26 protein-coding genes are annotated in these 23042 nt (G+C 63.2%); 18 read left to right on the top strand and 8 right to left on the bottom strand.

All coding sequences use genetic code 11. The annotated features are described in order from the left end of the window. The first annotated feature begins 28 nt into the window (after positions 1-28). The 10 genes from JQ567_RS28445 (at position 29) to JQ567_RS28400 (ending at position 7391) form a co-directional block, all read left to right on the top strand. Positions 29-625 carry a superoxide dismutase gene (locus tag JQ567_RS28445; protein WP_212211539.1) on the top strand — a complete coding sequence of 199 codons (597 nt, stop codon included), beginning with the start codon at positions 29-31 and terminating at the stop codon, positions 623-625. Between the two features lie 246 nt (positions 626-871). Beyond that, positions 872-1246, top strand: a complete 375-nt coding sequence (gene crcB, locus JQ567_RS28440; RefSeq protein ID WP_212441890.1) for a fluoride efflux transporter CrcB — start codon at positions 872-874, stop codon at positions 1244-1246. A 134-nt stretch (positions 1247-1380) separates the two neighbouring features. Then, entirely contained in the window at positions 1381-1983 is a 603-nt protein-coding gene (locus tag JQ567_RS28435; RefSeq protein ID WP_212441889.1) for a permease, read from the top strand. A gap of 19 nt (positions 1984-2002) precedes the next feature. Continuing rightward, on the top strand, positions 2003-2500 hold the full coding sequence (locus tag JQ567_RS28430; RefSeq protein ID WP_211994268.1) for a hypothetical protein: 498 nt from the start codon (positions 2003-2005) through the stop codon (positions 2498-2500). Between the two features lie 50 nt (positions 2501-2550). Next, positions 2551-2751, top strand: coding sequence for a hypothetical protein (locus JQ567_RS28425; RefSeq protein WP_212441888.1), 201 nt, complete (start codon positions 2551-2553; stop codon positions 2749-2751). 2 nt (positions 2752-2753) lie between these two features. Next, on the top strand, positions 2754-3530 hold the full coding sequence (locus tag JQ567_RS28420) for a metal ABC transporter ATP-binding protein (protein WP_212441887.1): 777 nt from the start codon (positions 2754-2756) through the stop codon (positions 3528-3530). A 5-nt stretch (positions 3531-3535) separates the two neighbouring features. Further along, positions 3536-4405 carry a metal ABC transporter permease gene (locus JQ567_RS28415; protein WP_212441886.1) on the top strand — a complete coding sequence of 290 codons (870 nt, stop codon included), beginning with the start codon at positions 3536-3538 and terminating at the stop codon, positions 4403-4405. Positions 4406-4407: 2 nt separating this feature from the next. Then, on the top strand, positions 4408-5280 hold the full coding sequence (locus JQ567_RS28410) for a metal ABC transporter substrate-binding protein (RefSeq protein ID WP_212441885.1): 873 nt from the start codon (positions 4408-4410) through the stop codon (positions 5278-5280). Positions 5281-5331: 51 nt separating this feature from the next. Next, positions 5332-6378: a GTP-binding protein gene (locus tag JQ567_RS28405; RefSeq protein ID WP_212441884.1), complete on the top strand. Its 1047-nt coding sequence runs from the start codon at positions 5332-5334 to the stop codon at positions 6376-6378. Further along, positions 6378-7391: a WD40 repeat domain-containing protein gene (locus JQ567_RS28400; protein ID WP_212441935.1), complete on the top strand. Its 1014-nt coding sequence runs from the start codon at positions 6378-6380 to the stop codon at positions 7389-7391. Before JQ567_RS28405 ends, JQ567_RS28400 begins: the two co-directional genes overlap by 1 nt. 248 nt (positions 7392-7639) lie before the next feature. On the opposite strand, the gene JQ567_RS28395 is transcribed toward JQ567_RS28400, so the two are convergent. Further along, positions 7640-8611: a hypothetical protein gene (locus tag JQ567_RS28395; protein ID WP_212441883.1), complete on the bottom strand. Its 972-nt coding sequence runs from the start codon at positions 8609-8611 to the stop codon at positions 7640-7642. Between the two features lie 157 nt (positions 8612-8768). Between JQ567_RS28395 and JQ567_RS28390 the strand changes: the two genes are divergently transcribed. The 3 genes from JQ567_RS28390 to JQ567_RS28380 all read left to right on the top strand — a co-directional run bounded on the left by JQ567_RS28390 (position 8769) and on the right by JQ567_RS28380 (position 10886). Next, positions 8769-9485, top strand: a complete 717-nt coding sequence (locus tag JQ567_RS28390; RefSeq protein ID WP_212441882.1) for an MgtC/SapB family protein — start codon at positions 8769-8771, stop codon at positions 9483-9485. Positions 9486-9577: 92 nt separating this feature from the next. Continuing rightward, a complete protein-coding gene (locus JQ567_RS28385) occupies positions 9578-9910 on the top strand; it encodes a hypothetical protein (RefSeq protein ID WP_212441881.1) in 333 nt (110 codons plus the stop codon). 235 nt (positions 9911-10145) lie between these two features. Further along, positions 10146-10886: an acetoacetate decarboxylase gene (locus JQ567_RS28380; protein ID WP_212441880.1), complete on the top strand. Its 741-nt coding sequence runs from the start codon at positions 10146-10148 to the stop codon at positions 10884-10886. Between the two features lie 138 nt (positions 10887-11024). Here the strand turns inward: JQ567_RS28380 and JQ567_RS28375 are convergent, their stop codons facing one another. The 6 genes from JQ567_RS28375 to JQ567_RS28350 all read right to left on the bottom strand — a co-directional run bounded on the left by JQ567_RS28375 (position 11025) and on the right by JQ567_RS28350 (position 16262). Beyond that, the gene (locus JQ567_RS28375) at positions 11025-11246 is read right to left on the bottom strand and encodes a hypothetical protein (RefSeq protein WP_192738183.1); all 222 of its coding nucleotides are present in this window, start codon (positions 11244-11246) and stop codon (positions 11025-11027) included. Between the two features lie 174 nt (positions 11247-11420). Further along, positions 11421-12863, bottom strand: a complete 1443-nt coding sequence (locus JQ567_RS28370; RefSeq protein ID WP_212441879.1) for a homospermidine synthase — start codon at positions 12861-12863, stop codon at positions 11421-11423. A 48-nt stretch (positions 12864-12911) separates the two neighbouring features. Beyond that, the gene (locus tag JQ567_RS28365; RefSeq protein ID WP_192738181.1) at positions 12912-13301 is read right to left on the bottom strand and encodes a RidA family protein; all 390 of its coding nucleotides are present in this window, start codon (positions 13299-13301) and stop codon (positions 12912-12914) included. A gap of 94 nt (positions 13302-13395) precedes the next feature. Further along, positions 13396-13998 (bottom strand): GNAT family N-acetyltransferase, encoded by a 603-nt coding sequence (locus JQ567_RS28360; protein WP_212441878.1) that lies wholly within the window; start codon positions 13996-13998, stop codon positions 13396-13398. Positions 13999-14118: 120 nt separating this feature from the next. Beyond that, positions 14119-15261 (bottom strand): type III PLP-dependent enzyme, encoded by a 1143-nt coding sequence (locus tag JQ567_RS28355; protein ID WP_212441877.1) that lies wholly within the window; start codon positions 15259-15261, stop codon positions 14119-14121. Positions 15262-16001: 740 nt separating this feature from the next. Next, complete coding sequence (locus tag JQ567_RS28350) at positions 16002-16262, bottom strand: hypothetical protein (protein WP_212441876.1); 261 nt, start codon at positions 16260-16262, stop codon at positions 16002-16004. A gap of 210 nt (positions 16263-16472) precedes the next feature. Here JQ567_RS28350 and JQ567_RS28345 point away from each other — a divergent pair, with 210 nt between their 5' ends. From JQ567_RS28345 to JQ567_RS28325, 5 genes are all read left to right on the top strand, one after another. After that, on the top strand, positions 16473-18563 hold the full coding sequence (locus JQ567_RS28345) for a M3 family metallopeptidase (RefSeq protein WP_212441875.1): 2091 nt from the start codon (positions 16473-16475) through the stop codon (positions 18561-18563). Between the two features lie 120 nt (positions 18564-18683). After that, on the top strand, positions 18684-19349 hold the full coding sequence (locus JQ567_RS28340; protein ID WP_212441874.1) for a DUF1007 family protein: 666 nt from the start codon (positions 18684-18686) through the stop codon (positions 19347-19349). A 128-nt stretch (positions 19350-19477) separates the two neighbouring features. After that, positions 19478-20605: a nickel/cobalt transporter gene (locus tag JQ567_RS28335; RefSeq protein WP_212441934.1), complete on the top strand. Its 1128-nt coding sequence runs from the start codon at positions 19478-19480 to the stop codon at positions 20603-20605. Positions 20606-20723: 118 nt separating this feature from the next. Continuing rightward, entirely contained in the window at positions 20724-21377 is a 654-nt protein-coding gene (locus JQ567_RS28330) for an aspartate/glutamate racemase family protein (RefSeq protein WP_212441873.1), read from the top strand. A 305-nt stretch (positions 21378-21682) separates the two neighbouring features. After that, positions 21683-22117: a thioesterase family protein gene (locus JQ567_RS28325; protein ID WP_212441872.1), complete on the top strand. Its 435-nt coding sequence runs from the start codon at positions 21683-21685 to the stop codon at positions 22115-22117. Between the two features lie 39 nt (positions 22118-22156). On the opposite strand, the gene JQ567_RS28320 is transcribed toward JQ567_RS28325, so the two are convergent. Then, entirely contained in the window at positions 22157-22504 is a 348-nt protein-coding gene (locus JQ567_RS28320; RefSeq protein WP_212441871.1) for a hypothetical protein, read from the bottom strand. Positions 22505-23042: the final 538 nt, after the last annotated feature.

Genomic DNA, 23042 nt, shown 5'->3' with positions numbered 1-23042 from the left:
GTCTCCCATCATTTTCGGACATCACCCCATGACCTTCACGCTACCCGATCTTCCCTATGCCCATGACGCCCTTGCCCCCTATATGTCCAAGGAAACGCTGGAATTCCACCACGACAAGCATCACCAGGCTTACGTGACCAACGGAAACAACGCGATCAAGGGGACCGAATTCGAAGGCAAGTCCCTCGAGGAGATCGTCAAGGCCTCGTTCGGCAAGAACCCGGCCGTGTTCAACAATGCCGGCCAGCACTACAACCATCTGCATTTCTGGAACTGGATGAAGCCGAATGGCGGCGGCAGCAAGCTGCCCGGCCGTTTGGAAAAGAAGATCACCGAGGATCTCGGCGGGCTCGACAAGTTCAAGACCGACTTCGCCGCCGCCGGCGTCGGCCAGTTCGGCTCCGGCTGGTGCTGGTTGTCGGTCAAGAACGGCAAGCTCGAAATCTCCAAGACCGCGAACGGCGAAAGCCCGCTGGTTCATGGCGCAACCCCGATCCTCGGCTGCGACGTCTGGGAGCACTCCTACTACATCGACTATCGCAACCGCCGCCCGGACTATTTGAAGGCGTTCGTCGATAATCTGGTGAACTGGGAATATGTCGACCAGCTGTTCGGCAAGGCTTGATGCTCTCTCTGTCATTCCGGGGCGATGCAAAGCATCGAACCCGGAATCTCAAGATTCCCCGGTGCGCAATTGCGCATCTGGGGTCTGGTCCTTCGGACCATCCCGGAATGACATCGAACTAATTTGAGGGCGGCGGTGCAAAACTGCCGCCCTTATCTTTTGCCTCCCATGCCATCCTTGCAGGCGTCGCGGGCTTGCGGCACAAGCGCTGTTGCCGGGTGATTTCGCGATGTGGAAAATGCTGCGATGAGCTATTTGCTGGTCTTCGTCGGTGGCGGCCTTGGCGCGTCGCTGCGCCATTTCATCAATCTCACCTGCGCCCGCTGCATCGGCACCGGATTTCCCTGGGGCACCTTCATCATCAACATATCAGGATCGACCGTGATGGGGCTGATCGCGGGCTATCTCGCCTTCAAGGGCGAGGCCTCGCAGCCGTGGCGGCTGTTCCTGATGACGGGCATACTCGGCGGCTACACCACGTTTTCCGCGTTCTCGCTCGATACCGCCGTGCTCTATGAGCGGGGTGAGCTTGGCCTGGCGGCGGCTTACGTTATTGGCTCGGTGGTGCTCTCGATTGCCGGCCTGTTTGCCGGTCTCGCCCTGATGCGCCACCTGACCTGAAAAGCGTGTGACAGCCTTGCATGGCCATGCCTGAGAGGCGCATGGATGTTTCAGTTGTTCCGTTTGCGTGTGGCCCCGGCCGGGACTAAGCAGGGTTGGACTTTTCACCTGCAGATCCTTGCCGATTCATTGCATTGTCAGAACGCCCATTGAAAGAACCGGCGCCCGCCGACGAACTTGCGGAGGCCGAAGCGGTCCCGCGACGCAAGCGCAAGCCGGTCGGCTGGTCGATGATCTTCATCGCCGTGCTGGTCGCGGTCAGCGCCACGCTGGTCTATCGCCGCGACGGTATCGACGGCGTGCTCAAGATTCTCACCCATGATCTCTGGCTGTTCGGCGAGATCCTGCCGCGCGTATTGGCCGGCTGCCTGCTCGGCGCGTTCATTACGGAAATCCTGCCGCATGAAAAAGTGTCGCGATCGCTCGGGCCGAACTCCGGCCTGAAGGGATTGCTGATCGGAACGGCATTTGGCGCCATCCTGCCGGGCGGGCCGTTCACGGCCTATCCGGTGGCGGCAGCGCTGCTCACCGTCGGCGCGGATTTCGGCGCCACCATCGCGATGGTGGTGAGTTGGACGCTGATCGGCTATGGCCGCGCGGTCGCCTGGGAATTGCCGATCCTCGGCACCGATTTCACGCTGTGGCGGATTGTGATCTCGCTGCCGATCCCGGTGCTGGCCGGCGCGCTCGGGCGCTTCGTCTATGTGCGGATGTATCCCAAGGGCGAGCCGACATGAAGGGCGAGCCGTCATGGCGATGAGCGCGCTCATCATCGACATCAGCCTGTGGGGCTCCGTGCTGGTGCTTGGCATCATCGCGTTCCGGCGCGGCCGTGTCGTCGTGGTTTCGGCGGCGCGCGAGGGCGCGATGGATTTCATCAACATCGTGCCGCGGATCGCGCTCGGCGTGATCGGCTCCGGCTACATCGCCGCCGTCATTCCCCCCGAAATCATCACCGGCTGGCTGGGCCCGGATTCCGGCTGGCTCGGCGTGCTCACGGCCGTGATCGCGGGCGGGCTGACGCCGGGAGGCCCGGTGGTCGGCTTTTCCATCGGCGCGGTGGCGCTGAAGGTCGGCGGCGGCTCGCCGCAGGTGATCGCCTATGTCGTCGCCTGGGCGCTGTTCGCCTTCCAGCGCCTGATCCTGTGGGAAATCCCGTTCATGCCGGCGCGTTTCGTCTGGTTCCGGGCCGCGGTCTCGGTGCCGTTTCCGTTCCTGGCGGCGGCGCTGGCAATGGCGATCGGGAAGCCGTGAGGCAGGGGGCTTCGGTGGACTCAGGTTATGTTATAATATAACATCCTTGCATGTCTCACTCCCATTCCCACGACCATGGTCACCACCTCGGACACAGCCATGGTCATCCCCATCACCACGACCCGTCGACGCCGCATCCGGCGCAGCCGGCACCGTGGTCGATCCTGCGGATGACGGTGGCGGCGCGGCTTGGCGCGGCGCTGGCGGTCAGCGCCTGTCTTTGGGTGGTCGTGCTGGTGGCGATGAGGTGAGCATGGCGGCGCAGACCCAAATCCAGCAAGCTCAGGTGAAATTCAGCAACGTCACGCTCGGCTACGACCGGCATCCGGCGGTGCATCACCTCAACCTCGAGGTCGCCGGGGGCGCGTTGGTCGCGGTGATCGGGCCGAACGGCGCCGGCAAGTCGACGCTGTTTCGAGGGCTGGCGGGCATCCTCAAACCCCTGGCTGGCTCGATCTCGCTGGGCGGGCTCGACAGCAAGGATATCGCCTATCTGCCGCAGACCGCCGACATCGACCGCAGTTTTCCCATTTCGGTGTTCGATTTCGTCGGCACGGGTCTGTGGCGCTCCACCGGCTTCTTCGGCGGCATGGGCAAGAAAGAGCGCGAGCGGATTTTGGCGGGGCTTGCCGCCGTCGGCCTCAACGGTTTTGAGAACCGCCCGATCGGCACGCTGTCCGGCGGCCAGATGCAGCGCATGCTGTTCGCCCGCGTGCTGCTGCAGGACGCGCGCCTGATCGTGCTGGACGAGCCGTTCAACGCCATCGACGCCAAAACCTCCGCCGACCTGATCGCGCTGGTCAAGCGCTGGCATGGCGAAGGCCGCACCGTGCTGGCGGCGCTGCATGACCTCGAGATGGTGCGCAACCATTTCCCCGAAACCCTGCTGCTGGCCCGTGGCCCGGTGGCATGGGGCGCGACGGCGCAGGTGCTGACGCCGGATAACCTGATGGTGGCGATGAAGATGTGCGAAGCCTTCGACGACCGGGCTGCAGCCTGCGCCGCCGATGCGCCGTCGCGGGCGGCCTAGCTCCAATGCTCCATGATGCGCTGATCGCGCCTTTCACCGAATTCGAGTTCATGCGCCGCGCGCTCGCCGCCGTGATCGCGCTATCGCTCGGCGCAGCGCCAATCGGCGTGTTCCTGATGCTGCGGCGGATGAGCCTGGTCGGCGACGCCATGGCGCATGCGATCCTGCCCGGGGCCGCGATCGGCTTCCTGGTCTCGGGGCTCAACCTGTTCGCGATGACGACCGGCGGCCTGATCGCAGGCTTTACGGTCGCGATCCTGGCCGGCGTGGTGGCGCGCACCACCGAACTGAAGGAAGACGCCTCGCTGGCGACGTTCTATCTGGTGTCGCTGGCGCTCGGCGTCACCATCGTGTCCATCAAGGGCACCAATATCGACCTGCTGCACGTGCTGTTCGGCAACATCCTGGCGATGGACGACCAGACCCTGCTGGTAATCGCCTTCAACGCCACGATCACTTTGCTCGTGCTGGCCGTGATCTATCGCCCGCTGGTGATCGAATGCGTCGACCCGGTGTTCCTGCGCACCGTGAGCCGCGCCGGCGCACCCGCGCATCTGGCGTTCCTGGCGCTGGTCGTGATCAACCTCGTCAACGGCTTCCACGCGCTCGGCACCTTGCTCGGCGTCGGCTTGATGATCCTGCCCGCGGGCATCGCGCGGTTCTGGTCGCGCGACATCACCGGCATGATCTGCATCGCGGTCGCAAGCGCCATGGTGTCGGGCTATGCCGGGCTGGTGCTGTCGTTCCAGACCAAAATTCCGTCAGGCCCCGCAATCATTCTGGTCGCGGCGGGGATTTATGTGGTGTCCGTGCTGTTCGGCAATGTCAGCGGCCTGGTCCGGCAGCTGTTCCCCGGCCGGCATCTCGAGGCGTAACGATGCAGCGTTTGTTCTCCCTCATGTGTCTGGCGCTGATCGCGACGGCTTTTCCGGCCAGCGCGCAGGAGCGCCTCAAGGTCGTCGCCAGCTTCTCCATCCTCGGCGATTTCGTCCGCAATGTCGGTGGCACCAGCGTCAGCATCACGACGCTGGTCGGTGCGGACGGTGATGCGCATGTCTACTCGCCGACTCCGGCCGATGCGAAAAAGATCGCCGATGCCAAGCTGATTTTCGTCAATGGGCTTGGTTTCGAGGGCTGGCTGCCACGGCTGCTGAAATCCGCAGGGAGCAAGGTTACCGTCGTGACGGCGACGGCCGGCATCGCGCCGCTCAAGCTCGGCTCGGATGCGGACCCGCACGCCTGGCAATCCGTCGCCAATGCCAAAATCTATGTCGGCAACATCCGCGACGCGCTGGCGGCCGCCGATCCTGCCTCAGCCCAGGGTTTTCGCGCCAATGCGGAGGCCTATCTGGCGAAACTCGACGCCCTGGACCGCGAGGCGCGCGAAGCCGTTGCAAAGATCCCGCAAGCCCGCCGCAAGGTGATTTCGACCCACGGCGCCTTCGGCTATTTCGCCGCCGCCTACGGCGTCGAATTCATTGCACCCGTCGGCGTATCCACCGAATCCGAGCCCAGCGCCCGCGATATTGCCGGTATTATCACCCAGATCCGGACGGCCAAGATCCCGGCGGTTTTTCTGGAAAATGTCAGCGATCCGCGCCTGATCCGCCGGATATCGGCCGAGACCGGTGCCAGGATCGGCGGTACCCTCTATTCGGACAGTTTGACGGCCGAAAAGGGCGATGCCCCCACTTACATTGACATGGTCAGGCACAATATAAAGGCACTGACCAGCGCGCTCGCGAATTAGGGCAGGGGCCACCCTGCCGGGAGCGTGGCTGCGATATTTGCCGGAGCTGCCATGTCTGAACTGACTTCCCAAAAAATTCCTGTGACCGTGCTGACGGGCTATCTCGGCGCCGGCAAAACCACGCTGCTCAACCGCATCCTGTCGGAAAACCACGGCAAGAAATACGCCGTCATCGTCAATGAATTCGGCGAGATCGGCATCGACAACGACCTCATCATCGGCGCCGATGAAGAAGTGTTCGAGATGAACAATGGCTGCGTCTGCTGCACCGTGCGCGGCGACCTCGTGCGCATCCTCGATGGACTGATGAAGCGCAAGGGCAAATTCGACGCCATCATCGTCGAGACCACTGGTTTGGCCGATCCGGCGCCGGTGGCGCAGACCTTCTTTGTCGACGAGGACGTGCAGAAGAACGCCCGGCTCGACGCGGTCGTCACCGTGGCCGACGCCAAATGGCTGAGCGACCGTTTGAAGGATGCGCCGGAAGCCAAGAACCAGATCGCTTTCGCCGACGTCATCGTGCTCAACAAGACCGACCTGGTTTCCAAAGCCGAACTCGCCGAAGTCGAGGCGCGGATCCGCGGCATCAACCCTTACGCCAAACTGCATCGCACCGAACGTTGCAAGGTGGCGCTGGCGGACGTGCTGGAACGCGGCGCGTTCGATCTCGATCGTATTCTCGAGATCGAGCCGGAATTCCTCGATGCGGGCGACGGCCATGATCACGATCATCACCACGGCCATGACCATCATCATGATCACAGCCACAGCCATGGCGGGCTGAAGCACTACCATGACGAGGAGATGCAGTCGCTGTCGCTGCGCACGGACAAGCCGCTCGATGCCACCAAGTTCATGCCGTGGCTGCAGAACCTCGTCGCCTCGGAAGGGCAGAAGATCCTGCGCTCCAAGGGCATCCTCGCCTTCAGCGACGATGACGACCGCTACGTGTTCCAGGGCGTGCACATGATGCTCGAGGGCGACCATCAGCGTAAGTGGAAAGACGACGAACGGCGCGAGAGCCGGCTTGTCTTCATCGGTCGCGAATTGCCGGAGCAGATGATCCGCGACGGTTTTGAGAGCTGTATCACCACGTGATGAAACAGTTTGATCCGGGCGAAGGCGCCTCCATTGCTTCGATCACCGAGAAGGTGCGGCCGCTTGCGGTCGGCATGCCGATATCGTCGGTGTATTTTCTCGGCGAGACCGCGGTCTTCGTCGGCGCCGAGGAGAAGGCTGCCATCGTCGGCGCCGGCGGCGAGATTTCACCTGTCGATATTCACGGCGGTGCGGTGCTGTGCACGGCGTCCGACGGCGCGCGCGTCGTTACCGGCGGCGACGACGGCAAGCTCGTCGCGCTCAACGCCAAGGGCGAGATCGATGTACTCGCCACCGACGCCAAGCGGCGCTGGATCGATAACGTCGCGCTGCATCCCGATGGCGCGGTGGCGTGGTCGGCCGGCAAGACCTCGTATGTTCGCAGCAAGGGCGAGGAAAAATCATTCGATATGCCCTCGACCGTCGGCGGCCTGGCGTTCGCGCCAAAGGGCCTGCGGCTGGCGGTCGCGCATTACAATGGCGTGACGCTGTGGTTTCCCAACATGGCGGCGAAGCCTGAGTTTCTGGAATGGGCCGGCTCGCATCTGTCCGTCACCTTCAGCCCGGACAACAAGTTTCTGGTGACCGGGATGCACGAGCCGGCGCTGCACGGCTGGCGGCTCGCCGACAACCGGCATATGCGCATGAGCGGCTATCCCGGCCGCGTCCGCTCGATGTCGTGGAGCGCCGGTGGCAAGGGGCTCGCAACCTCGGGCGCCGACACCGTGATCATCTGGCCGTTTGCCAGCAAGGACGGGCCGATGGGCAAGGAGCCGGCGATGCTGGCGCCGCTGCAGGCGCGCGTCTCCGCGGTCGCCTGTCATCCGAAGCATGACATCCTGGCCGCCGGCTACAGCGACGGTTGCGTGCTGATGGTGCGGATCGAGGACGGCGCGGAAATCCTGGTGCGCCGGCGGGGCAACGCCGCGGTTTCGGCGCTGGCCTGGAGCCCCAAGGGATCGCTGCTCGCCTTCGGCACCGAAGACGGCGACGCCGGCATGGTGGAGCTGTAGCTCTTCCGCTGGTGCGCGATTAGATCAGATCGAATTGCATCCGCGATTGACGCTGCGCTCCCTCTCCCGCTTGCGGGGGAGGGCTGGGGTGGGGGCTCTCTCCGCGAGCGAGACTGTTCCTGGGGAGAGAGGTTCCCCCGCCCGGATCGCATCTCATGATGCGATCCGGCCTAAAAGCGAGCTCCGGTCGTCTCGACCCCCGCAAGCGGGAGAGGTGAAGCGAGGCACTCGCCGTCAGGCAAAGCCGGTTACTTCAATTTCTTCCCCGCCTTGACGTAAGCGTCGATGTGCTCGAACACCTTGCCGGCCGGCTCCAGATTTTCAAAGGCTGACGCAGCCTTGTTCATCGACTCGTAGGTTTTGTCATCATCCTTCCGGGCGGATTTGCCGGCCTTGGCTTCCGGCTTGAACACGGCAACCATCGCGTACGCCGTCATGTAATTTCCCATCGCAGCCTCTTCCGCCGCGAACAGGTTCTTCAGGCGAGGATCGTTCGCAAAAAAGCCGGTGAAGGTCTTCTTGATCCCGTCGTCGGCTGATGACAGCGACTGCAACGCCCAAAATCCGCTCGCCAATGTCAGCACGCGAAAGAATTTGGCGGGCTCGGTTTTGCACTGGTATTTGTCGCAGGCCATCCTGGCCATCACGTTGTCCCGGCCTTCCACGGTCATATTCGGTCCGAACTTGCTCTTCATGAATCCCATGCGCATGGCAATACCCGCCATGTCGTCATCTGCGCTGGAGAAGTTTGCGAGGATTCTTTCAATGAAGTTGGTGTCGCCGGATGCCATATAGGCGCCGATCAAGAGGTCGTTGTCGGCGGCATTCGACGACGGCCGCACCACGGCAAGTCTGGCAGGTTGGTTCTTTTCGATTTTCTGCAGCGTGGCTGTGATCTGGTTTTCCTCGGCAAATTTCTGCGCGTCTTCCGTGAGGCCGGCGCCGTAGAGCGCCACGAGCTTCACCGATTTGACGTAGGAGGAGGCTTCAAGTTGCAGGATGCGCTGCTTTTCCGCGGGCGACGTGCTGAAGATCTGCGCCAGGAATCCGATGACTGCGCTGGGATCGGCGTTTGGACCGGCTCGCATTTGCGACAGCACGCTGTCGACGCAGGCGGGCTGCTTGGTGCGGTAATAGCCGGTCATGCAGTTCTGGTCCGCAGAAGCGGGCGAGCACTGAATACCGAGCAGCGCGATCGCGGCGTAAAGCAGTCTTTTCATGACAATTCCCGCTAAATTGGCGAATCTGTTGGATCCGGGATGCCCGCAGCGAAGCGGATCGCCGCTCGCACCTGACCCGGCGACCGTTAGTCGCCGGAACAGGCCAGATCGTTCAGGCTGTGATAGATTCGTCACCTCTCTCCCCTAGAAAATCGACATGCGCTTCCTGACGACCTTCCAGATCGCCGATTTCCTCGACACCCTGGTCAGCCTGACCGCGGCGTTCGTTCTGGGCACCCTGATTGGCGCCGAGCGGCAATACCGGCAGCGGACCGCGGGCCTGCGCACCAACGTGCTGGTCGCCGTCGGTGCGGCCGCCTTCGTGGATCTTGCGATGCATCTGAAGGCTGCCGAAGGCGCAGTACATGTGATCGCCTATGTCGTTTCGGGGATCGGCTTCCTCGGCGCCGGCGTCATCATGAAAGAGGGCATCAACGTCCGCGGCCTGAACACCGCGGCGACGCTCTGGGGATCGGCCGGGGTCGGAGCTTGCGCCGGTGCCGACATGGTTGCCCAGGCGGCGGCGCTGACCATGTTCGTGGTCGCAGGCAACACCTTGCTGCGTCCGCTGGTCAACGCGATCAACCGCATTCCGATCGACGAACGCGCTTCCGAGGCGACCTATTACTTCAAGCTCGCGGTCAGTGCGGAGGCGTTGCCCGACATGCGCGACCATCTGGTCGAGCGACTGGAGAATGCAAAATATCCGGTCGCTGAACTCAATGTGGTCGAGCATGGCGATGATCTGTTGGAGATCGTCGCCACGCTGGTCTCCACCGCGATCGATCCCAACGAATTGAACGCGGTCGCGGTCGATCTGCAGCGCCAGCCCGGCGTTCGCCATGCCACCTGGGAAGTCAGCACCAAGGATTAGTGGTCCGGTTTGTCCGGTTCCACGCGTCGCTGGGCGCGGAACAATCCTTCGCGCCGGCGGTTGTCATCGCGAACAACCATGCGGTGAACGATATGTCTGCCGATCAGAACAAGCGCAGCTACCGGATTGATTTTCTCGTTGCGGCCGCGCTGGTCACGACGGGCCTCGTGATGTCCGGCCTGTCGCTGGCCGAGTTGCGCGCGCGTGGTCCGCAGCAACTGGCGCAGGCGACCCAACCGCTGCAATCGTCGCCGGGCGCGGAAACCAGGCCGTCGGTGCCTGCGGAGACGACGACGGGCACCCGGCCGTCCAACGTGCCGCCCGAACCGGCGCGTCCCGATGCCGACGCGCAGAAGGCGGGCGCACAGCCCGCGCTGCCGCCTGCACCCGCCGAAAAGACGGCCGACCCGATCAAGCAGAAGTAAGCCTTTCGTCATTCCAGGGCGCGACGCAGCTGCGTAGGGTGGGCAAAGGCGCTTTGCGCCGTGCCCGCCATCCATCCGCACCGTCATCGCAATTGGTGGGCACGCTTCGCTTTGCCCACCCTACGATTTGACGCCGTTTTGACTGGCTTGCCAATTCTACGGCCTCGCCTGCATCCCCAAGCTGCCGCATACTCACGTCATCGCGCGACAGCGCCGGCGACAGATGGGGCAGGCCATGAAGATCGACGATGTAAGACGAACCGCGTATTCGATGCCGCTGACCAACCCGTCCTTCCCGCCGGGGCCCTATCGGTTCTTCAACCGCGAATATTTCATCATCACCTACCGGACCGATCCGGAAGCGCTCGCTGCGGTGGTGCCGGAGCCGCTCGAAGTCGTTGAACCCGTCGTCAAATATGAATTCATTCGTATGCCCGACTCGACCGGCTTCGGCGACTACACCGAAACCGGCCAGGTGATCCCGGTCCGTCTCAACGGCGAGGAGGGCGCCTATACCCACGCCATGTATCTCGACGACGAGGGGCCGATCGCGGGCGGCCGCGAAATCTGGGGATTTCCCAAAAAGCTTGCGAAGCCGAAGATCGAAGTCGAGAGCGATGTGCTGGTCGGCTCGCTGCATTACGGCTCGGTGCTCTGTGCCTCCGCCACCATGGGTTACAAGCACCGCCCGGTCGATCATGACGCCGTGCTGAAGGGCATGAAGGCGCCGAACTTCATTCTCAAGATCATCCCGCATGTCGACGGCACGCCGCGGATCTGCGAACTGGTCCGCTTCCAACTCGAGGACATCACGCTGAAGGAAGCATGGAGCGGTCCGGCCGCGCTTGGCCTGTTTCCCCACGCGCTGTGCGACGTTGCCCGGCTTCCGGTGCGCGAGGTGGTTTCCGCGCTGCATTTCAAGGCCGATCTGACGCTGGGATTGGGGAAGGTGGCGTTCGATTACATGGCGAAGTGAAGCGCCCGGTGCATGATGAGATTAGATCGACCTGCGTCCACGATGTAGCTGCGCTCCCTCTCCCGCTTGCGGGGGAGGGTTGGGGTGGGGGTGTCGCCGCGAGTCAGACTGGTCGTGTGGAGAGAGAGCTTTCTTGCTCTACTGCGCGCCCTTGAGCGTGCAGGAGGTCGAGCAGGTTGTCATCACGCCGCGCTGGCAGGAGATGCACACGTTGATGCACTGCTTCAGGTCCTTCGGGTTGTAGGAGCTGTAGAGCTTGCGGGCGCAGTTATCGATCGAGCCGGTGATGTCGTTGTTGTTGTCAGGTTTGCACCCGGCCAAAACGACCGCCGACAGCATGATTGCGATAAAGACGCGCATTTCCACCGCTCCACCGGGGACGTCGCTGCGCAGAGACGCAGGACGGCTCAAGACCCTCGCAAAAGAGGTACCCTTCAGGATGGCGCGATTTCATTAAGCGAGCGTTACGGTGGCCGGAATCCCCTGATGCTGCGGTGCACCAGGGATGGAACCGTTTCGCGTGAACACCCTAGTCTAGCGAACCAGAATATTCCGGAACTGCCAGGGATCCTGGGTGTCGATGTCTTCCGGGAACAGGCCCGGCCGGTCCGTCAGCGGGGTCCAGTCGGTATAGTAGCCCTTCACCGGGCCGAGATACGGCATCTGGATTTCCAGCAGACGATCGAAATCCATCTCGTCGGCTTCGACGATGCCTTCGTTCGGGTTTTCCAGCGCCCACACCATGCCGCCCAGCACGGCGGAGGTCACTTGCAGGCCAGTGGCGTTCTGATAGGGCGCGAGTTTGCGGGTCTCTTCGATGGAGAGCTGCGAGCCGTACCAGTAGGCATTGTTGTCATGGCCGAACAGCAGCACGCCGAGTTCGTCGATGCCATCGACGATTTCGTTCTCATCGAGGATGTGGTGCTTTTCCTGCATCTTCGCTGCGCGGCCGAACATTTCATGCAGCGACAGCACGGCATCGTCAGCCGGATGATAGGCATAGTGGCAGGTCGGCCGATAGATCGCCGTGCCCGATGCGTCACGCACCGTGAAGTAATCGGAGATCGAGATCGATTCGTTGTGGGTGACGAGGAAGCCATACTGCGCGCCGCGGGTCGGGCACCAGGTGCGCACGCGCGTGTTGGCGCCGGGCTGCATCAGGTAGATGGCGGCGCCGCAACCCGCTTCGTGGGTACGTGCGTTCTCGGGCATCCATTTTTCATGGGTGCCCCAACCGAGTTCGGACGGCTGCACGCCTTCCGACAGGAAACCTTCCACCGACCAGGTGTTAACGAAGACATCCGGCTCTTTCGGCGACTTGGAACGCTGGGTGTCGCGTTCGGCGATGTGGATGCCCTTGATGCCGGCCTGCCGCATCAGGTCCGCCCATTCGGCCTTGGTCTTCGGCTTGGGGGCATTGAGCTTCAGATCAGCGGCGACATTGAGCAGCGCCTGCTTGACGAAAAACGAGACCATGCCGGGATTGGCGCCGCAGCAGGAGACGGCCGTCGTCGAGCCCGCGGGGCGCGCCTTCTTGGCGGCCAGCGTCGCTTCGCGAAGGGCGTAGTTGGAGCGCGCTTCCGGGCCCTTCGAAGAATCGAAATAGAAGCCGAGCCAGGGCTCGTTGACGGTGTCGATATAAAGAGCGCCAAGTTCGTTGCAGAGCTCCATGATGTCGGTGGAGCCGGTATCGACCGAGAGATTGACGCAAAAACCCTGGCCGCCGCCTTCAGTGAGCAGCGGGGTAAGCAAGGCGCGATAATTGTCCTTGGTCACGCCCTGCTGGATGAATTTCACATTGTGCTTCTCGCAATGCGCCTTGCGGCCCTCGTCCTTGGGATCGATCACGGTGATGCGCGACTTGTCGTAATCGAGATGCCGCTCGATCATCGGCAGCGTGCCTTTGCCGATGGAGCCGAAGCCGACCATGACGATGGGGCCGGTAATCTTCGCGTAGATCTGCGAGGCGGGGCTCATGGGATGGTTTCTCCGGAAAGTGCTGGCGGACAAATGGTGAGGGGTGGATCAGGCGCTGCGGCGCTTGGCGGTTACTTCGATCTCGATCTTCATCTCGGGCTTGTAGAGCCCCGCGACCACCAGAAGCGTGGCGGCCGGGCGGATGTCGCCGAGAACTTCGCCGCAGACCGCGAAATGGGCATCCGCATCCCTGAGGTCGGTGATGTAGTAGGTCGCGCGGACGATGTCGGCCATCGCGAAGCCGCCTTCTTTCAAGGCGGCCTCGATGGTCTTGAAGCAGTTCCGTGACTGGCTCGTGACATCGTCAGGCATCGTCATGGTGGCGTAGTCATAGCCGGTGGTGCCGGCGACAAAGGCGAAATCGCCGTCGATCACGGCGCGGCTGTAGCCGGCGGTCTTCTCGAACGGCGAACCGGTGGAAATGAGACGGCGGGGCATCGGAACCTCGATTTGCGGCCTGATCCGAAAACTGCGGGATTGGCGCGGTTTAAGGGCTTTTCGCCGGACCGCGCAACCCCTCTGACGCGACGGCTCAGGCCGCGTGCGGCACGGTCTGTAGAGCCTTCTTCGCGCGAGATGCCTTTGCCTTGTGCATTGGCGCGCCCGACGCCGAGATCATGCCCCAGGCGCCGTCGAGCCCGCCGTCGCGCAGCTCGAGACCGAGCAGGCGGTCGCGCTCGAACGGACCGGGCAGCGACAGCGCGCCGGTCTTTTCGGCCGAGAAGCCGAACCTGACGTAATAGGGCGCGTCGCCGAGCAGGATCACCGCGCGATGGCCACGCGCCGTCGCCGCCGCGAGCGCGTGGTCCATCAGCGCGGCCCCGACGCCAAATTGGCGGGAGGATTCCTCAACCGCCAGCGGGCCGAGCATGAGCGCCGGGATGCCCCCGGCGCTGACGTGCCACAACCGGACGGTGCCCACCAGCTTCCCTCGTGCCACGGCCGACAAGGCAAGGCCTTCGGCGGGCGCACGTTCGTCACGCAGGCGCTGGCAGGTGCGGGTAAGGCGGTTAGCGCCAAAGCAGGCATCCAGCAGCGCTTCACGCGCAACGACGTCCGAAGCCCGTTCCGCACGGATCGCGAACGGAGCGGCATTCGGGGTGAGGGCGATAGTGGTCTTCCGCAAAGCAGTCATGGCACGTCAGTCCTCACTCCAACGGCAAATCACGCCGCGGAGCGTTGTCTAGAAATTCGCAACATGGGGGGTGGGAGCCGGCGCGCCGGCTCCCGTTATTCAGGCCTCAGAGCGGCCGTTTCAGATGTGGTAGGTCCGCAGCGGCGGAATGCCGTTGAACGCCACCGACGAGTAGGTCGACGTATAGGCGCCGGTGCCTTCGATCAGCAGCTTGTCGCCGATCTCGAGCGTAACCGGGAGCGGATACGGCAGCTTCTCGTACAATACGTCGGCGCTGTCGCAGGTCGGGCCCGCGAGCACGCACGGCGTCATTTCCGCGCCGTCATGCGGCGTGCGGATGGCGTAACGGATCGACTCGTCCATCGTCTCGGCGAGACCGCCGAACTTGCCGATGTCGAGATACACCCAGCGCACCTCGTCCTCGTCGCTCTTCTTGGAGATCAGAACGACTTCGGTCTCGATGATGCCGGCATTGCCGACCATGCCGCGTCCCGGCTCGATGATGGTTTCCGGGATCTGGTTGCCGAAATGCTTGCGCAGCGCGCGGAAGATCGACCGGCCATATTGCAGGACCGGAGGAACGTCCTTGAGGTACTTGGTCGGGAATCCACCGCCCATGTTGACCATGGAGAGGTTGATCCCGCGCTCGGCGCAGTCACGGAACACCGACGAGGCCATCGACAAAGCGCGGTCCCACGCTTTCACCTTGCGCTGTTGCGAGCCGACATGGAACGAGATGCCGCACGGCTCCAGGCCCAGACGCTTGGCGAGGTCGAGCACGTCGACCGCCATCTCCGGATCGCAGCCGAACTTGCGCGACAGCGGCCATTCGGCGCCGGCGCAATCATAGAGGATGCGGCAGAACACCTTGGCGCCGGGCGCGGCGCGGGCGATCTTCTCGACTTCGGCGGCGCAGTCGACCGCGAACAGGCGAATGCCGAGCGCGAAGGCGCGCGCGATGTCGCGCTCCTTCTTGATCGTGTTGCCATAGGAGACGCGGTCCGGCGTCGCACCGGCAGCCAGCGCCATTTCGATCTCGGCGACGGTTGCGGTGTCGAAGCACGAGCCCATCGAGGCCAGCAGCGACAGTACTTCCGGCGACGGGTTTGCCTTCACCGCGTAGAACACGCGGCTGTCCGGCAACGCCTTCGCGAAGGTCTGGTAGTTGTCGCGCACGACTTCGAGGTCGACCACGAGGCACGGCTCGGTGTCCTGGCCCTCGCTGCGGCGGTTGCGCAGGAATTCCTGAATACGTTCGGTCATAGCACCCTCCAAACGGCCCAGCGACGGGACCCGTTCAAATGTGAATCTCGGCCATAAGCGCTTCGGCGCAGTCGCACGATGGAGACGCGACTGGGCCTTGGACTCAGACCGAATAGTGCTGCCGTGGATTGGTTGGGAATTTCCCGCCCGCACACCTGGCAATGAAGGACAAGCCTTTTCAGTAGCCCGCGCCGGCGTTGGAATGCCGGTAGAGACCAAAAAAGCCCGATCCGTCGTTGCTTTAAGTCGCGTCCCCCGTTGAGAGCGGGGTGCGCCGGTTCGCCTCCGGCTGCCAGTCACGGTTGCAAAGGATGCAGAGACCTTCAACGGCATCTCTTGAGAGAGATGCTGGCCTCTTAGATTTTCACCTAAGCGACCCTCGGTTCTTCATCCCTTGGCGGCTGTCCGGCCTCTTGTCCGGATACCTACCGACTGACACACGACCACAGGCACGTGCGAAATTGGGCAAGGCTGGAAATAAGACTTTTGAATTCGCTTCGCAACATTTTTTTTAGGCTGTGGGCAAATTTCCCTAACGCGTGCTTACAGCAGCGCGCTCAGTGCGTCTCCAGCGCGTCTCTTGACGTCGCTGAGCGCGCGCCGGCGACGTCAAACATGAACAGCCGTTAAGATTTCTCGGGGAATTTACGGAGTGTTGTCGCGTGAAGTGGAATCGCGAAAGCGCCTGTGCCGCAGCGGTTACTTGAGCGGTTACTTGAGCGGTTTCCTGGCTCAGCGCGTCAGCTGCGTTTCCAGAACGGCTCGATGCGCTGAGCTTGGCGGATGAAGCCGACCATGATCACGACGCCGATGCCGAACATCACCGCCTGCAGGATGTGCGCGCCGGTGTCGGAGAGCCCGAGCAGGATCGCGATCGCCCAGCCGCCGGCGAACGCCGCACCGAACACCTCGGCGCCGATCAGGATCGCCGCCGAGATGACGGTGATGACGCTCGGCCAGATGATTTCGCTCTTGGCGCCGGAAGAAGGCTGCATGCTCATGGAAACGGGTCCTGTTGGGTGGGCGCAATCTCTCCGAAAAGGCCCCCACTATCAAGCTTAAAAGGCCCAAAAATGCCGTATCGCGTGATATAGATTGACGCATCATTCAGAGCGTTTTCGAGCGAAGTGGATACCGGTTCGCGTGAAGAAAACGCGTCAAAAACAAGGCCTGGAGCCCGAAGCGGCTTCAGCGCGAAAGCGGGATTTGTGATGTCGGAAACCCAGCAAAATGCAGCCCCTCCGGAAGCCCCGGCAAATCCGCTGCTCCGGCCGTGGCAGACGCCGTTCGAGACGCCGCCGTTTGCCGAAATTCTCCCTGAGCACTTCCTGCCGGCTTTCGAGCAGGCCTTTGCCGATCACGCCGCCGAGGTCGCCGCCATCACCCACGATCCCGCGGCGCCGGACTTCGCCAACACCATCACGGCGCTGGAGCGCTCCGGCAAGCTGCTCTCCAAGGTCTCCGCCGTGTTCTACGACCTGGTGTCAGCGCACTCCAATCCGGCGATCCTGGAGATCGACAAGGAAGTGTCGCCGCGGATGGCGCGGCACTGGAATCCGATCATGATGAATGCGGTGCTGTTCGGCCGTATCGCCATGCTCCACCACAACCGCGCCACGCTCGGCCTGAGCGGCGAGGAGATCCGGCTGCTGGAGCGCACCTACACCAACTTCCACCGCGCCGGCGCCGGCCTCGACGAAGCCGCCAAGGCGCGCCGGGCCGAGATCAACGAGCGGCTGGCCGAGCTTGGCACCTCGTTCAGCCACCATCTGCTCGGCGACGAGCAGGACTGGTTCATGGAGCTTGGCGAGGACGACCGCGGCGGGCTGCCCGAAGCCTTCGTCGCCGCCGCCAAGGCCGCCGCCGAGGCGCGCGGGATGCCCGGCAAGGCGATCGTGACGCTGTCGCGCTCTTCCGTCGAGCCGTTCCTGAAGAGCTCGGATCGGCGCGACCTGCGCGAGAAGGTGTTCCGTGCCTTCACCGCCCGCGGCGACAATGGCAATGCCAACGACAACAACGCCACCGTGGTGGAGATCCTCAAGCTGCGCGAGGAGGCCGCCAAGATCATGGGTTACCCGACCTATGCCGCCTACCGCCTGGAAGACTCCATGGCCAAGACGCCCGAGGCGGTGCGCAGCCTGCTGGAGCGGGTCTGGAAGCCGGCGCGGGCCCGGGCGCTCGCCGACCGCGACGCGCTGCAGGCCATGATCGCGGAAGAGGGCGGCAATTTCGCGCTGGCGCCGTGGGACTGGCGCTACTACGCCGAAAAGCTGCGCCAGGTCCGCGCCAATTTCGACGACGCCGCGATCAAGCCGTATCTCGTGCTCGACCACATGATCGAGGCCGCCTTCGACTGCGCCACCCGCCTGTTCGGTGTCACGTTCTCGGAGCGCAAGGATATTCCGGTCTGGCACCCGGACGTCCGGGTCTGGGAGGTCAAGGGCGCCGACGGCAAGCACAAGGCGCTGTTCTATGGCGACTACTTCGCCCGGCCGTCAAAGCGCTCCGGCGCCTGGATGACCTCGCTGCGCGACCAGCAGAAGCTCGACGGTGAGATCGCCCCGCTGGTGATCAATGTCTGCAATTTCGCCAAGGGCGCCGACGGCGAGCCGTCGCTGCTGTCGCCGGACGATGCGCGGACCCTGTTCCACGAGTTCGGCCACGGCCTGCACGGCATGCTGTCCAACGTGAACTATCCCTCGCTGTCCGGCACCTCTGTTTTCACCGACTTCGTCGAGCTGCCCTCGCAGCTCTACGAGCACTGGCAGGAGCAGCCGCAGGTGCTGCGGCAGTTCGCAAAACACTACCAGACCGGCGAGCCGCTGCCGGACGAACTGCTCACCCGCTTCCTGGCCGCGCGCAAATTCAACCAGGGCTTTGCCACCGTGGAGTTCGTCTCCTCGGCGCTGATCGACCTCGAATTCCACACCCAGCCGGCATCAGCCAGCCGCGACGTCGGCGCGTTCGAGAAGGCGGAGCTGGAGAAAATCGGCATGCCGGCCGAGATCGCGCTGCGGCACCGGCCCACGCAATTTGGCCATATCTTCTCCGGCGACCATTATGCGTCGGGCTATTACAGCTACATGTGGTCGGAGGTGATGGACGCCGACGCGTTCGGCGCCTTCGAGGAGGCCGGCGACATCTTCGACCCCGCCACTGCCAAGCGCCTGCATGACGACATCTACTCGTCCGGCGGCTCGCGCGACCCCGAGGATGCCTATGTCGCGTTCCGCGGCAGGGAGCCGGAGCCCGACGCGCTGCTGCGCCGCCGGGGCCTGCTCGAAACGCCAGAGGCGGCCTGAAGTCTTTCCGTCGTCCCGGCCTAGTGCGCAATTGCGCACGGGGGCCGGGACCCATAACCCCGGATGCCCGTAGTGAGAGGAAGGTCTTTGCCACACTGCCAAAAAGAGACGACACGGCGTATGGGTCCCTGCGTTCGCAGGGACGACGTCTCGCGCGTGCTGTTCGGATTGTTGGGCTTGATCGTCGCGTCGCTGCTCGGCGCTGCCCCGGCCCAGGCGCACCCGCATGTCTGGATCACCGCCAAGAGCGAGGTGGTCTATGCGCCCGACGGCTCGATCTCAGGCGTGCGTCACGCCTGGACCTTCGACGACATGTTCTCGACCTATGCGCTGCAGGGCATCGAGACCAAGACCAAGGGCGTCTACAGCCGCGAGGAACTGGCGCCGCTGGCGCAGACCAATATCGAGTCGCTGAAGGAATTCGGCTACTTCACCTTCGCCAAGGCCGACGGCAAGAAGGAGAGGTTTTTGGAGCCGGTCGATTACTATCTCGAATTCAAGGACGCCGCGCTGACGCTGCATTTCATGCTGCCCGCCAAGACGCCGTTCAAGGCCAAACAGGCCGCGCTGGAAGTGTTCGATCCTGCCTTCTTCATCGATTTCAAGTTCGAGGAGAAGGACCCGATCAAACTGGTCGGCGCGCCCGCCGACTGCAAGCTGCAGTTTCTCAGGCCCAATGACGGCACCGCCAATGCCCAGCGGCTCAACGAAAACAACTTCATGAACGGCGACAATTCCAACTACGGCGCCATGTACGCCAACAAGATTTTGGTGGATTGCCCGTGAGGCATAGCAGAGCGTTTTCAAGCGAAGTGGCCCCGGTTCGCGTCAAGAAAACGCGTCAAGAAAACGAATCTGGAGCCCCGTTTCGATCCTATCGAAACGGAAGGGGCTCCAGCTTCGCCCACGCGCTCCTGATCGGGATCGTCGCAATCGCCGCCATCGTCGCGCTCGACGGTGCCTTGCACGTCCTGTTGGCGCAAAACCCGTTCGGCGGCCCGCGGCCGGCCAAAGCCCCTGAGCCGCAGGTCGGCGGCATCGTCGGCTGGCTCTTGGCCAAGCAATCGGAATTCTACCGCGAGATGTCGGCGACCATCCGCGCCGCCAAGTCCGACGGCTCGGCGGTCTGGACGCTGCTGGCGATTTCCTTTGCCTACGGGATCTTCCACGCCGCCGGTCCCGGCCACGGCAAGGCGGTGATCTCGTCCTATCTGGTCGCCAATCAGGAGACCGCGCGGCGCGGCATCGTGCTGTCGTTCGCTTCCGCGATGCTGCAGGCGCTGGTCGCTGTGCTGATCGTCGGCATCTGCGCCTGGCTGCTCAACGCCACCGCAAAAACCATGTGCGGGGCGGAGAAGGCGATCGAGATCGCGAGCTACGCTTTGATCGCGGCGTTCGGCGCCCGGCTGGTCTGGACCAAGGGCGGCGGATTTATGCGCGCGCTGCAGGCCAAGCCAGCGCCCGCGATGGCCACCGCTGCGGCTGCGGCCAGCCATCAACACAATCATGGCCACGATCACCATCACCACGATCACCACCACCATGAACATCATCACCATGCCCACGCGCACGCTGACGCCCATGCGCACGGTCATGCCCACGCGCACGCTCATGCTGACGCGCATTCCCACGCAGACGACCACGTCCATGACGAGCATTGCGGCCATTCCCACGGCCCGACGCCGGACCAACTCGCCGGTCCCGGCGGCTGGCAGCGTGGGCTGGGCGCGATCTTCGCCGTGGGCCTGCGGCCCTGTTCGGGCGCGATCCTGGTTTTGGTGTTCGCGCTGGCGCAGGGCCTGTTCTGGGCCGGCATCGCCGCGACCTTCGTGATGGGCCTTGGCACCGCGATCACGGTCGCGACCATCGCCGTCGTCGCGGTGTCCGCGCGAGGCCTCGCCGAGCGCCTCAGCGCCGGCCGCGAAGGCGGCGGCGCGCTGATCATGCGCGGCATCGAATTCGGCGCGGCGGGCCTCGTGCTGCTGTTCGGGCTTGGCCTGTTGTTCGGCTATCTCGCCGCCGAGCGGGTGACGTGCTTGTGATCTGGTTTGTAGCCCGGGTGAAGCGTAGCGTAACCCGGGACGACTTTATCCGGTCATGCCAAGGCCCCGGATTGCGCTACGCTTCATCCGGGCTACTTGCTTCAATCGATAGACGGGTATGCGCCGCATCCTGCTGATCAATCCGAACAGTTCGGCGGCGACCACCGCCATGATGGTCGGCATCGCGCAAGCGGCTGCGGCCGGCGCGTGTGAAATTGCCGGCGCGACGGCGCGACGCGCACCGCCGATGATTGTCGAGCCCGATGCGCTTGCCGCCGCAGCCGACGAAGTCGTCGAGATAGCCGTCTCGAACGATGGCAAGTACGATGGTTTTATCGTCGCGGCGTTCGGCGATCCCGGCCTTGCGGAAGTCCGGGAGCGATGCCGGACGCCGGCGGTCGGCATCGCTGAATCGGCCTTTCGCGAAGCTTCAGCCGGCGGGCGGCGGTTTGGGATCGCCACGACGACGCCGGCATTGAAGGCTGCCATTGATCAGCGCGTCGCCTTGCTGGGGCTGTCGGCGCAATACACCGGCCTTCGAATAACGTCCGAGGACCCCACGGAGTTGGTCAAGGACAAGGATCGCCTGCGCGACGCACTGGCCGATGTCGTGCGTCACTGCATTAAGGATGACGGCGCAGAAGCCGTCATTATCGGCGGCGGCCCGCTGGGCGAGGCCGCGCGCGAACTGAAGCCAATGTTCTCTATCCCGATCATCGCGCCCATTTCCGCAGCGATACGGTCAATTCTCGCGATTCTGGCAAAGAAGTGATGGCGGCGCTACGCGCCGCAATTGGAAGTCCGTGCGTAGCCCGGAGAGCGCAGTATGTAGGGTAGGTAGAGCGAAGCGAAACCCACCACGAATCGAAATGATGGGTATCGCTTCGCTCCGCCCATTCCATGCGCTATGATTTCGCGTCATTCCGGGGCGCGAAGCGAACTATGGTGCGCAATTGCGCACCTGAGAATCTCGAGATTCCCCGATGTGCAATTGCACATCTGAGGTCTGGTGCTGCGGACCATCCCGGAATGACGGTGATAATGATTTAGAGATCGCACTTTCCGGGAAATGATCTGATGTCACGCGAGCAGTTCTGGTTCTTCCACCCGTTTCGGGTGCGCTATTCCGAGATCGACGGGCAGGGCGTTGTCTTCAACGCGCATTACCTCACCTATTTCGACACCACCATCACCGAATATTTCCGCGCGCTCGGCTACGACCAATATGCCGATTCCAGGAAAACCGGCATCGACTTCCACGTCGTCAAATCGCTGATCGAATACAAGGCGCCGGTGCTGTTCGACCAGGAGTTGGACGTCGGCGCGCGGGTGGCGCGGATCGGCAATACAAGCCTTGCCTTCGAGCTCGCGATCTTTCTCAAGGGCAGCAGCGAGGCGCTGGTGACCGGCGAGATCGTCTGGGTCTATACCGATCAGAAATCCCATCGTCCGGTGCCGATCCCGCAATCGATCCGGGATTTCATCGCGACGCGGGAGCGGCATCTGGCCTGATGCCGCGGCTCTCGTCATGGCGAGGAGCGTTAGCCGCGCTCAAGACAGCAAAGAGTTGAAGACAATTACCGCTATCGCCAGGATGAGCAGAACCCACCATATCTGGACGGCGATGGCTGCGAAGCCGAGGACGGCCGCGATACCTGCCAGCAGCTTTCCTTCCTTCATGATGATCGCGACGACGGCGAAAGAGATGGCGATCACACCGAGCGCGGCCGCCCCCGTTGAGAGTACCTCGTTCCAGGTCGCCTGACCGACGAGCCCGGAAAGATAGACCCCCGGCACCAATTGCGTCAGCGCCGAGACCAGCAGCGCCAACAGGCCTGTCACGCTGCCGATAATGCTGAACCGGCGGGATTGTACGGCGCTTTCCATCACAGTATCCATCACATGAAATCTCCGCGCCACCTTGCACCAGGTGGGCCGCACTTGTGCAGCCTTGGTGCAATCCCGCCGCTAGAAGGTTCAATGTGAACTGAGGGTGGAGCCCCCTGGCCGGCTGCAACGACCAAGGCAGCCATGCCTGCGGCAAAATGGCCCGACGGGCAAATCAATTCTGTTTTTCAGAATCCATGTCAAGCCCAAGAATTAAAAATATTTCGCTTTTCCAGAAGACAAATCAGGGGCATATCTTTGGCCATCCCGTCCCACTCAGAGGGCGTCGGCCGTCGTCACGGACGTTGGACGGGTTGCGGTGGACGCCGATGTTGCGAAGACGTAACGCGACAGAGGCGTACGGCGAAGTCGTGTGGTCCTGGCGCCCCGTTGCTGGCGTCAAGTTCGTGAGAGGCAAAAAACTTCTCACGGGCGATGGTGGCAAGAAAGCCCGTTCACCAGGGAGAGCACGATATAAGTCGTAAAGCCATTGCGCAGGGAAGGCCGGGTGTTCTCCGCTGCCCTGTATGCTCGTGTGCACTTTGTTTTG

Source organism: Bradyrhizobium sp. AUGA SZCCT0431 (assembly GCF_018131065.1).
Classification (GTDB): Bacteria; Pseudomonadota; Alphaproteobacteria; order Rhizobiales; family Xanthobacteraceae; genus Bradyrhizobium.
Note: the sequence above shows the minus strand (reverse complement) of the source record. Positions and strands in the feature narration are given on the sequence as shown.